This is a genomic window from Streptomyces torulosus (genome assembly GCF_001419765.1).
Lineage (GTDB): Bacteria > Actinomycetota > Actinomycetes > Streptomycetales > Streptomycetaceae > Streptomyces > Streptomyces torulosus.
The window spans coordinates 1-9,996 of record NZ_LIRK01000619.1 but is presented as its reverse complement, the minus strand read 5'-3'; the positions used below and the strand labels follow the sequence as shown (position 1 = coordinate 9,996).

Genomic DNA, 9,996 nt, shown 5'->3' with positions numbered 1-9,996 from the left:
TGCGGCCCGCCCTTCAGCTGAGAAGCACGGGGCGCGGCCCCGGCCGCTTCTCAGGGGCGCGGGGAAACCGCGCGAACCACCATGACGGGCCCGCACCCGCCGCACCACCCGCGCCCGGCAGACGAACCCGCCTATCCCACGAACTCCCCGTACTGGTCCAGCAGAGCCAGCACCTCCGCCTCCCCTGCCGGAGGCAACTGCACCACCGCCTCCTCGATGCCCAGCTCCGCGTAGTACGCCAGCTTCCCCGCGCTCGGCTGCACCGCGTACGGCACGACCTGCAGCGCCTCCGGGTCCCTTCCCGCGTCGGCCCACGCCCCCCGCAGGGCCGGCAGGGCCTCGCCCAGCCCCCGCCCGCCGATCGGCAGCCACCCGTCCGCGTACTCGCTGATGTGCGCGAACAGCTTGGGCCCGGCGGCGCCGCCGATGAGGGTGCGCGGCCCCACGACCGGCCCCCGCGGCTTCTGCACCGGCTTCGGGTACGCGTGGCTCGCCCGGACGCTCCCGAACTCCCCCTCGTACGCCGTCGGCTCCTCCGCCCACAGCGCCCGCATCAGCGCCATGCGGTCGCGGACGAGGTCGCGCCGGGTGCGCCACTCGACGCCGTGGTCGGCGGCTTCCTCCACGTTCCAGCCGTAGCCGAGCCCGAGGGTGAGGCGGCCGCCGGAGAGGTGGTCGACGGTCGCGATCTGCTTCGCGAGGTCGATCGGGTCGTGCTGGGCGACGAGCGTGATGCCGGTGCCGAGCCCGAGCCGCTCGGTGACGGCGGCGGCCTGGCCGAGCGCGACGAACGGGTCCAGCGTGCGGCCGTACTCGCGCGGCAGGTCACCGCCCGCCGGGTACGGCGAGGTCCGCTCGACGGGGATGTGGGTGTGCTCGGGGAGGTAGAGCCCCGCGAAACCGCGTTGCTCCAGCTCACGGGCGAGCCTGGTCGGAGTGATCGTCTCGTCGGTGAGGAAGATCGTCACGGCGATGCGCATGGGTCATCTCTACCGGTGCTCACCTCACTTGTCCATACCGACCGGTCGGCATAGACATCCGTTCATCGAACGCGCTCGCACAGGGCCTGATCGACCAGTTTCTGGAGGGCCCTCTCGGCCCGGATCAGCTGCCCGTCGTCGGCCGTCTTGCCGGTGGCGGCGACGACCACGGAACGCCGCCCGCCCTCGGTGAACCCGGTACGGACCGTGGAACCCTCCAGGTCCCCGCCGTGGCCCCAGGTGTACCCGCCGCAGGACAGCGGCTGCCGCATCAACCCCAGCCCGTAGTGCAGACCGGGAAACGCACCCTGGAAGTCGTCGCCCACCGGCACCGCGCGACGCATCTCCGCGAGCTGCGCGGCGGGCAGGAGCCGGCCGTCCAGCAGGGCGGTGAAGAACCGGTCCACGTCGCGGTCGGAGCTGATGAGCGCGGCGGCGGCGCCGCCCCAGGAGAGGTTCTGGACGGTGGTGTCGGTCCAGCCGCCGGACCCGCGGAAGCGCTGGTAGGTGTGCGCGTGCGGCCCCCGCAGATACGGGTCGTCGCCGGGCGCGTAGGTGTCGGTCAGTCCCAGCGGGCGGACGACGCGGTCGCGCACCTCCTCGGCCCAGGTGCGCCCGGTGACCTTCTCGATGATCATCCCGGCGAGGTAGTAGCCGGTGTTGGAGTAGTTCCAGTCGGGTTCCGGGTCGCCGGCGGACGCGGGCGGGAAGTCGGGGCGGTGGCGCAGGGCGCCCGCGACCATCCGCTCGGGGTCGACGTGGTCGAACCTGGTGCGCTCGAAGTCGGCGGCGGTGTCGCCGGTCTCGTCGGAGTAGGTGTGGTTGTGGATGCCGCCGGTGTGCTGGAGCAGGTAGCGGACGGTGACCCGGCGGCCGTCGTTGCCGTTGCCGCTCACCACGCCCGGCAGCCACCGCTCCACGGTGTCGCCCAGCGACAGCCGGCCCTCCGCCTCCAGCTGGAGCACCACGGTGGCCACGAAGGCCTTGGTGACGCTCGCGATGCGCAGGTCGGCCCCGTGGGGCATCGGCCGGCCGGTGTTCAGCTCCGCCTCGCCCGCGCGGGCGTACACCTTCCGGTGGCCGTCGCGCACCCGCACGGTGATGCCGATGAACCCGGCGTTCTTGAGCACCCGCGTCACCTCGCGCCGCAACCGCAGGCTCTCGTGCGAGGCGCCGACGCTGGGGGTGCCCACCGGGGCCTGGGCCGCGGTGGGGGCCGCCGGGTGCGGTGCTGCCGTGGCCGGGAGCGTCGCGGCCCCGGCGAGGAGCGTGGTGGTCAGCACGGCACCCGTGAGGGCCCGTGCGGCGGCTTCTCTCGTCGTGAGGCTCATGGCCACCACCCTCCCGGCGGGGCGGAGCCCGCCACCATGACGGCAGCCCGAGACCTCCAGTGGGGACAACCCCCTTGGCGCGGGGACGAGATGACGCCCGGTACACGGCGGGACCATCGCGACTCGGCCAACTCGAAAGCCGCCGATCCCCCTCCCTTGTCCCGCGGTTCACCACCGCATACGAAGGTGTCCCGCACCACCACCGCACCATCCACGCCACCTCACACACGACCACCCGGGGAGCAGCAGATGTGCGACGACCACCACGGCGACACCCGCGGCGACGGGAACGACAGGGACGGCGGGACCGACGGGGCCGGCAGTGACGGCGGGACCGAGAGGAGCGAGACGAGCGAGAGGGACGGCGGCGGAAAGGGGCTCGGAAGGCGCGCGCTGTTCGTGACGTCGGCGGCGGCCGCGCTTACGTTGGGAAGCGTGACCTTCGGCAGCAGCGGCGCGGCCGCGGACGGCGACCAGGAGACCCGGACCATCCGGGGCACCCTCCCCACCGGCTCCCCCGACTTCGTGTATCTGCCGGTCGAAGTACCGGCCGGGGTACGTGAGTTGAAGGTCGTCTACAGCTACGACAGACCGTCCGTCCCGGCGGGCACGGCCGGCAACGCGCTGGACATCGGTGTCTTCGACGAACGCGGCACCGACCTCGGCGGCCAGGGCTTCCGCGGCTGGTCGGGCGGTGCCCGCACCGAGTTCTTCATCCGTGCGGACGAGGCGACACCCGGCTACGTCCCGGGCCCGGTCCGCCCCGGCACCTGGCACATCGCGCTGGGCCCGTACACGGTGGCGCCGCAGGGACTGCCGTACGAGATCACGATCACCCTGACGTACGGGCCGCCCGGCGAGCGGGTGAAGCCGGTGTACCCGCCGGAGCGGGCCAGGGGCCGGGGCCGGGCCTGGTACCGGGGCGACTGTCATCTGCACTCCTGGTACTCCGACGGCCGCCGTACACCCGCCGAGATCGCGGCGCTGGCGCGGGCCGCCGGGCTCGACTTCATCAACAGTTCCGAGCACAACACGCAGTCCGCGCACGCCCATTGGGCCGAGCACGCGGGTGACGACCTGCTGATCCTGCTGGGCGAGGAGGTCACCACGCGCAACGGTCACGTGGTCGCGCTCGGCATGGACCCGGGCACGTTCGTCGACTGGCGCTACCGGGCCCGCGACAACCGCTTCGGCGCGTTCGCCCGGCAGATCCGCCGCGCCGGGGGCCTGGTCGTCCCGGCCCATCCGCACGCCACCTGCGTCGGCTGCAACTGGAAGTTCGGCTTCGGCGAGGCGGACGTCGTGGAGGTGTGGAACGGCGGCTACTCGCCGGAGGACGAGGTCGCCCTCGCCGACTGGGACGGCATGCTCGTGGCGTCCGTGCGGGAGGGGCGTGGCTGGATCCCGGCGATGGGCAACAGCGACGCCCACCGCGACCCCGACCCGGTGGGGCGCCCCCAGACGGTCGTCCTCGCCGACGATCTGACCAGGGACGCCATCCAGGACGGGCTGCGGGCCGGACGGTCGTACGTCGCCGAGTCGAAGGACGTGTCGGTGGCGTTCACGGCGTCGGGTGCGCGCGGCGAGCACGCCGGGATCGGTGAGCGGCTGAAGGTGGACCGCGACACACCGGTCACCGTCCGGCTGGAGGCGACGGGCGCCCCCGGTTGCCTCATCCGCTTCGTCACCGACCAGGGCGTCCTGTTCACCTCCCCCGCGCTCCCGGACTCCGGCACCGGCTCGGCGGAGTGGCGGACGACCGCCTCGTACGCGGCGTACGTCCGCGCGGAGGTCCGTCACCCCCCGGTGGTCCCCGGCTTCCCGGGCCCGTTGGCGGCGTTCACGAACCCGATCTTCCTCGGGCGGCGGTAGCGGCAGCGGGAAGGTAGGGGGAACCCTCGTACGAAACAGTCGTGTTGGGCCTTAGGTTTGGCTCGACACAACCCGTGCGTCCGCAGGTGTGACGCACCTGCTCGGTGGAGGAGAACGGCGCCCATGACCGATCACGCGACCACGCCCGAACCCGCGGCGAAGGAGAAGGTCGACACTTCGGTGCCCGCCTCCGCCCGGATCTGGAACTACTGGCTGGGCGGCAAGGACAACTACCCGGTGGACGAGGAGGCGGGCGACGCGTACGCGGGCGCGTTCCCCGGCATCGTGACGATCGCCCGCAGCAGCCGGGCGTATCTGCGGCGCAGCATCCGGTACCTGGTGGAGGTGGAGGGCGTCCGGCAGTTCCTGGACGTCGGCACGGGGCTGCCCACCGCCGACAACACCCACCAGGTCGCCCAGCGCAGCGCCCCGGAGGCGCGGATCGTCTACGTCGACAACGACCCGATGGTCCTCGCCCACGCCCGTGCGCTGCTGTACTCCGCGCCGGAGGGGGCCACGGCGTATGTCGACGCCAGCCTCTACGAGCCGGAGAGGATCCTGGAGGCGGCCGCGCGGACGCTGGACCTGTCGAAGCCCACCGCCCTGATCCTCAGCGGCATCCTGGGCCACGTCGGCGACTACGACCAGGCCCGCGACATCGTCCGCCGCCTCCTCGCCGGGCTCCCCTCCGGCAGCTTCCTCAACATCAACGACGGCTCCCGCGGCACCGACCCCGACTACGAGCGAGCCCAGGACGCCTACAACGAGACGGGCGCCGTCCCGTACTTCCTGCGCCCCGTCGACCAGATCGAGGGCTACTTCGAGGGCCTGGACCTGGTCGACCCCGGCATCGTCTCGGTACCGCTGTGGCACCCGGACGAGGACGCGGGCACCCCGAAGCCGATCGGCCAGCACGGGGGGTTGGGCCGCAAGCCGTAGGCCGAGGGCGGCGAGTCAGCGGGTGGGCGAGCAGGCGGGCCGGGACGTGTCGGCGGGCCCCTGGTCGGCTCAGGTGGCGGGCGTCTCCGCTCCCAGGTCGGCCACCACGGCCGCGTGGTCGGAGGGCCAGACGCCGTCGACCGGGACGTCGCCCGCCCGCCGCACGGCCCGTACGTGGCCGAGACCGTCGCGGCCCGGCGGGGCGACGTGGATGTAGTCGACGCGGACGCTGGGGCCGAAGGTGGGGGCGACGTACGGGTTGGCCGTGTCCCAGGTGGCCGAGGGGGCGCCGGGGTCGGCGTACTCCCAGACGTCGAAGAAGACCTGGCCCGGTACGGCTGGTGCGGTCCGGTAGCCGCCGAAGAGGCGGACCTCGTCGGAGTCGGGCCAGGCGTTGAAGTCCCCGGTGACGACGGGCGGGAACGGGCCCTCGCCCCGGTGCCGGGCGACGAACCCGACGAGCGAGGCGACCTGACGGCAGCGCAGCGCCGAGGCGTCGGTGGCGGAGCTGAGGTGGGCGGTGAAGAACGGTACGGGCGCCGCCGGCGCGTCCAGCAGCGTGTACAGCGCGCCCCTGCCGCTGCCGTCCGCCCCCGTGGGCAGCCCGATGGCCGCCTGCTCCCGTACGGGCCACCGGCTCAGCACGGCGTTGCCGATCCCGACGCCCGGGTCCCCGATCCGCCGCTGCCACGCCTCGGGGTCGCCGTACGAAGCCCACGCCCAGTGCAGGCCCAGTTCCCCGGCGAGCCACTCGGCCAGGTTCTCGCCGCCCTGCTCCCACACCTCCTGCAACCCGACTACGTCCGGGCGCAGTTCACGCAGGACGGCGAGGATCGCCTTCTGCCGTTCCTGCCAGGGCCCGAACCGCCACCACAGGTTCCACGTCACGACCCGCACCGCCCACCCACCGCCTCGCGCACTCCGCTGTCCCGTACCGCCTCCTTCCACCGCACAAGGAGAACCACGCCCATGTCCCGCGATCCCGGCCTGAAACAACGCGTCGTCACGGCCTTCCAGCGCCACGTCGCCAACCCGGTCCTGCGCCGCGTACCGTTCCAGACGGTCCTGGAGACCACCGGCCGCGTCTCCGGCCTCCCGCGCCGCACGCCCATCGGCGGCCGCCGCACGGGCGACACGTTCTGGCTGGTCTCGGAGTACGGCGAGAAGTCCCACTACGTCCGCAACATCAAGGCCGACCCGTCCGTACGGCTCCGCCTCCACGGCCGCTGGCACCACGGCACGGCCCACCTCCTCCCGACCGACGACCCGCTGACCCGCCTTCGCACCCTCCCCAAACTGAACAGCACCGCGGTGCGAGCCCTGGGCACGAACCTCCTGACGATCCGCATCGACCTCCACGACTGATCCGGAGCCCGCCCCGAGCCACTCGGGCCACGCCCCCGATCGTCAGCGAAGCCCGAAGCACACCCGCCGCCGCCACCGCACCCCGTCATGGACCATGAGATCGACCGACGACACACGGCCACTGACGGGCAACCGCCGAAGGAGATCGGCCTCGACCTCGTCCAGCACGGCGTCGTCCTGCCCCTGCGCGACGGTCAGATGGGGAACCACCTCCGTGAACCGCCCGCCGAACGGCGGTGCCTCGGGCCACCGTTCGGCGATCGCCTCCGTGAGCCGCCGGAAGGGCCCGTCCGGCCGCGGGGCCAGATACAGGATCCCGGGGAACCGCCCGCAGTGGTCGAACCGCGCCTCGAAGGACGGGTGACGCCCGATCACCTCGGCGACGGCCGCACACGTACCGCTGTCGACACGGGTTTCGTCGAGGAACGGGAAGAGCACGGTGACATGCGCCGGGACGCCCGCGCGAGCCGAGGGGTCCAGCCGGTTCCGCCACACCCGAACAGCCGTCTCCGCCTCGGGGACCCGCACGACGAGCCCCGTCTGCCCCGCCCGGAACTCGCCGGAATCGTCGTCTGCCATGCCACCTGGCTATCAGCGGATCCGGCGAGCGGCGAGCGAATATCGCCGGACCGACCCGCAGAGCGGTACGGAAGAGGTGAATCGGTCGCGTCGCTAGTGCCGCTCCGGCCGACAGGCGACGAACACGAACTCCCTCCCCGGGCGGTCCGGGGCGTCCCGTACCTCTGTCAGCGCGTAGCCCTCCGCTGTCAGGTCCGCCTCCACCTCCTCCCGTTCGCGGAACCTCAGCGTGGAGTCGGAGGTCAGCTCCTGGCCGTCCGCCCGGAAGACGTAGTGCCAGCGGAACGTCACCAGGGGACCGTCCACCTCGGTCAGTTCCACCCAGCTCTCGACCTCGCCGACCCCCGGGACCTCGGTCACCCCGTACGACTCCGCCCGGTTCCACCTCTCCCAGGCCCGCGCGGCCGGGTCGCGGGTCTCGAAGACGAACGTTCCGCCCGGCCGCAGCGCCTCGTAGGCGCCCCGGAGCGTTCCCCGCCAGGCGTCCGCGTCGACGATCTCCTGGGCCGCGTTGGCCGTCATCGTGGCGAGGTCGACCCGGAGCGGCGGCAGCGCGGTCGCGTCACCGTGGATCCAGCGGACCCGGTCACCGCCGGGCTTGGCCCGCGCCACCTCCAGCGAGGCCGGCGCCGGGTCGACACCCACCACCTCCACGCCCCGCTCCGCCAGCAGCAACGCGAACACGCCCGTCCCGCAGCCGATGTCCAGCGCCCGCCGGGCGCCCAGTTCCTCCGCGAGCCGCAGATAGGCGTCCAGGTCACCACGGTCCGGGTCGAGGGGGTCGTAGATCCTGGCCAGCCGCGGGTCGTTGAAGATCTCGTCAGCCATGCGCTCACAACTGCCCACGCGGCGAGTCGAATTCACGCGACAGGGCGGCACGGCTTTGAAACGCTGGCCGCGACGGTGAGCGTTCGATCGCGGATCGCCGGTCACCGGTCCCGCCGCCCGATCTTGGTCCCCAGTAACCAACCAGCCGCCACCAGCCGACGGCCGACTGTCAGCTGTCTCCAACCCAGGAAGGTCCCACCATGTCTCAGCGCGTCACGCGTGTGTCCGTCGTGGAGTTCGTCGTCTCGGGGGACGATGCCGGGCCCTATGGGATCACCGGCGGGCCGGACGGCGCGCTGTGGTTCACCTTGGTTCACGCGGGGCGGATCGGTCGGCTGACGCCCGGCGGGGAGAGCACCTCGTACCCGCTCGATCCCGCCTCGGGCGGCCCCTCGCTGATCACGCCGGGCCCGGAGGGCGACACGCTGTGGTTCACGGAGTTCCGTGGGCACCGGATCGGGCGGATCACCACGGCCGGTGCCGTCGACTCGTTCGCGCTGCCCACACCGGAGGCGGGCCCGTTCGGGATCGCGGCGGGCCGGGACGGCGCGCTGTGGTTCACCGAGGCGGGCGCCGACCGGATCGGGCGGATCACGCCGGACGGGGAGGTCGCGGAGTTCCCGCTGCCGCTGACCGGCGCGTTCCCGTCGGCCATCACCGCCGGGCCGGAGGGGGACGACCGGCTCTGGTTCACGATGAACCAGGCGAACGCGATCGGCGCGATCGGGCCGGCCGGTGACGTCACCGTGCATCCGCTGCCCACGCCGGGCGCCGCGCCGGTCGGGATCACCGCCGGTGGGGACGGGGCCCTGTGGTTCGTGGAGATCGGGGCGGGGCAGATCGGACGGATCACGCCCGACGGGAAGATCGACGAGTTCCCGCTCCCGGACCGCACGGCCCGCCCACACGCCATCACCGCCGCCGGCACCCCGGATGCCGCCTGCTGGTTCACCGAGTGGGGCGCAAACCGCGTCGGCCGGATCACCCCCGACGGCCGGATCGAGGAGTACGACCTCCCCAGCCCGTCCTCCGAACCGCACGGCATCACCGCCGGCCCGGACGGCGCGCTGTGGACCGCCCTGGAGACGGGGAAGATCGCCCGCCTCACGGTCCTGTGAGCCGACCCGACGGCCCGGTGAGCGGTCCCCACGGCCCGGTGAGCCAACCCCGCGACCTCGCGGCCCTGCCCCACCAGCCTGCGGCCCTGCCTGGTATCTGATCCCGCTGTTCGGCCGCGATCTGCTGGGAGCACCTCAACAGCCGTATGGAGTCGCGGAGTCGAGCCTGCGCGGAGGTCCACAACTGACGGTCCGGGCGCCGGGGCCCGGCACCGGCACCAGCCCGAGCCGCCAACCTCAGATCAACCTCTGAACCTGCGCCCGAGCCTGGTGCCCTCCCTTCCCCTGGTGTCACGATCACGATCTCGTCCGCCGGACGCGCCAGGCGTAGGCGCTACGCGCTGCGCACCGCGCCGTGCGTCGTCCGCGGACCGACCGGACTCACGGGGGTTATCCATGTCGCACCGCACCCGCTCCGCCCTCACCCTGTCGGCGGCTGCCGTCCTGCTCGCCGCCGCCACCGCCGCCTGTTCGTCGGCCGTCACCACCACGTCCGAGGCCACGGCGTCACAGCCACCCGTGCGGTCGTCGGGGCAGCGTCAGGCGAAGGTGACGCAGCCGGTGGATCTCACGGCGCCGCGTCTGGGCGGCGGCAAGGTCCTCGTCCGCCAGGACGAGACGCACGGCAGCCGGGTCCTGGAGTTCCCGAGGGCGGGGAAGGGCGACGGTGACGCCCTGGTCGTCGCCGTGCGCTGTCACGGCGAGGGGCGGATCGACGTCCGCCTGCGGCCCCTTGGCGTCGGCTTTCCCGTGGAGTGCCGGGCCGGTGACGTCCGCACCGTCCATCACGAGTCCGCCCTCTCCCACTCGCGGGACGCGGGCACCATCGCGGTCACCGCCACACCCGCCGCATCCGCCGCCCCCGGCTCCGTCCGCTGGTCCCTGACGGTCGGCCGGGACGCCCTCGCGGCCGTCGACCCGATGCCGTGACCCCGCCGCACGCCCCGCCCGGCCCCCTCACACCCCGTCGGCGAACTCCGCGAG

General features: G+C 73.2%; 10 protein-coding genes. 5 read left to right on the top strand and 5 right to left on the bottom strand.

The features are described 5' to 3' along the window. Positions 1 to 131: 131 nt before the first annotated feature. Both AOK23_RS35425 and AOK23_RS35420 read right to left on the bottom strand, forming a co-directional pair. A complete protein-coding gene (locus tag AOK23_RS35425; protein WP_055716633.1) occupies positions 132 to 980 on the bottom strand; it encodes an LLM class F420-dependent oxidoreductase in 849 nt (282 codons plus the stop codon). A gap of 62 nt (positions 981 to 1,042) precedes the next feature. Then, positions 1,043 to 2,311: a serine hydrolase domain-containing protein gene (locus AOK23_RS35420; protein WP_055716632.1), complete on the bottom strand. Its 1,269-nt coding sequence runs from the start codon at positions 2,309 to 2,311 to the stop codon at positions 1,043 to 1,045. A 249-nt stretch (positions 2,312 to 2,560) separates the two neighbouring features. Between AOK23_RS35420 and AOK23_RS35415 the strand changes: the two genes are divergently transcribed. Next, positions 2,561 to 4,183: a CehA/McbA family metallohydrolase gene (locus AOK23_RS35415; RefSeq protein ID WP_079049886.1), complete on the top strand. Its 1,623-nt coding sequence runs from the start codon at positions 2,561 to 2,563 to the stop codon at positions 4,181 to 4,183. Positions 4,184 to 4,306: 123 nt separating this feature from the next. Further along, positions 4,307 to 5,122: an SAM-dependent methyltransferase gene (locus AOK23_RS35410; RefSeq protein ID WP_055716631.1), complete on the top strand. Its 816-nt coding sequence runs from the start codon at positions 4,307 to 4,309 to the stop codon at positions 5,120 to 5,122. 69 nt (positions 5,123 to 5,191) lie between these two features. Here AOK23_RS35410 and AOK23_RS35405 read toward each other — a convergent pair whose 3' ends face one another. Further along, on the bottom strand, positions 5,192 to 6,019 hold the full coding sequence (locus AOK23_RS35405; protein ID WP_055716630.1) for an endonuclease/exonuclease/phosphatase family protein: 828 nt from the start codon (positions 6,017 to 6,019) through the stop codon (positions 5,192 to 5,194). Between the two features lie 72 nt (positions 6,020 to 6,091). Here AOK23_RS35405 and AOK23_RS35400 point away from each other — a divergent pair, with 72 nt between their 5' ends. After that, positions 6,092 to 6,487, top strand: coding sequence for a nitroreductase/quinone reductase family protein (locus AOK23_RS35400; RefSeq protein WP_055716629.1), 396 nt, complete (start codon positions 6,092 to 6,094; stop codon positions 6,485 to 6,487). 42 nt (positions 6,488 to 6,529) lie between these two features. Here the strand turns inward: AOK23_RS35400 and AOK23_RS35395 are convergent, their stop codons facing one another. Together AOK23_RS35395 and AOK23_RS35390 are read right to left on the bottom strand one after the other, a co-directional pair. Beyond that, positions 6,530 to 7,066, bottom strand: a complete 537-nt coding sequence (locus AOK23_RS35395) for a 2'-5' RNA ligase family protein (RefSeq protein WP_055716628.1) — start codon at positions 7,064 to 7,066, stop codon at positions 6,530 to 6,532. A gap of 93 nt (positions 7,067 to 7,159) precedes the next feature. Beyond that, entirely contained in the window at positions 7,160 to 7,894 is a 735-nt protein-coding gene (locus AOK23_RS35390; protein ID WP_055716627.1) for a class I SAM-dependent methyltransferase, read from the bottom strand. A gap of 200 nt (positions 7,895 to 8,094) precedes the next feature. On the opposite strand from AOK23_RS35390, the gene AOK23_RS35385 reads away from it, so the two are divergent. Next, positions 8,095 to 9,012 carry a Vgb family protein gene (locus tag AOK23_RS35385; RefSeq protein WP_063791464.1) on the top strand — a complete coding sequence of 306 codons (918 nt, stop codon included), beginning with the start codon at positions 8,095 to 8,097 and terminating at the stop codon, positions 9,010 to 9,012. A 396-nt stretch (positions 9,013 to 9,408) separates the two neighbouring features. Next, positions 9,409 to 9,942, top strand: coding sequence for a hypothetical protein (locus tag AOK23_RS46040; protein ID WP_055716626.1), 534 nt, complete (start codon positions 9,409 to 9,411; stop codon positions 9,940 to 9,942). Positions 9,943 to 9,996: the final 54 nt, after the last annotated feature.

Bases quoted from the DNA above. Each gene is read 5' to 3' on its own strand.
- AOK23_RS35425 (WP_055716633.1), bottom strand. From the start codon at position 980: ATGCGCATCGCCGTGACGATCTTCCTCACCGACGAGACGATCACTCCG.
- AOK23_RS35420 (WP_055716632.1), bottom strand. From the start codon at position 2,311: ATGAGCCTCACGACGAGAGAAGCCGCCGCACGGGCCCTCACGGGTGCC.
- AOK23_RS35415 (WP_079049886.1), top strand. From the start codon at position 2,561: ATGTGCGACGACCACCACGGCGACACCCGCGGCGACGGGAACGACAGG.
- AOK23_RS35410 (WP_055716631.1), top strand. From the start codon at position 4,307: ATGACCGATCACGCGACCACGCCCGAACCCGCGGCGAAGGAGAAGGTC.
- AOK23_RS35400 (WP_055716629.1), top strand. From the start codon at position 6,092: ATGTCCCGCGATCCCGGCCTGAAACAACGCGTCGTCACGGCCTTCCAG.
- AOK23_RS35395 (WP_055716628.1), bottom strand. From the start codon at position 7,066: ATGGCAGACGACGATTCCGGCGAGTTCCGGGCGGGGCAGACGGGGCTC.
- AOK23_RS35390 (WP_055716627.1), bottom strand. From the start codon at position 7,894: ATGGCTGACGAGATCTTCAACGACCCGCGGCTGGCCAGGATCTACGAC.
- AOK23_RS35385 (WP_063791464.1), top strand. From the start codon at position 8,095: ATGTCTCAGCGCGTCACGCGTGTGTCCGTCGTGGAGTTCGTCGTCTCG.
- AOK23_RS46040 (WP_055716626.1), top strand. From the start codon at position 9,409: ATGTCGCACCGCACCCGCTCCGCCCTCACCCTGTCGGCGGCTGCCGTC.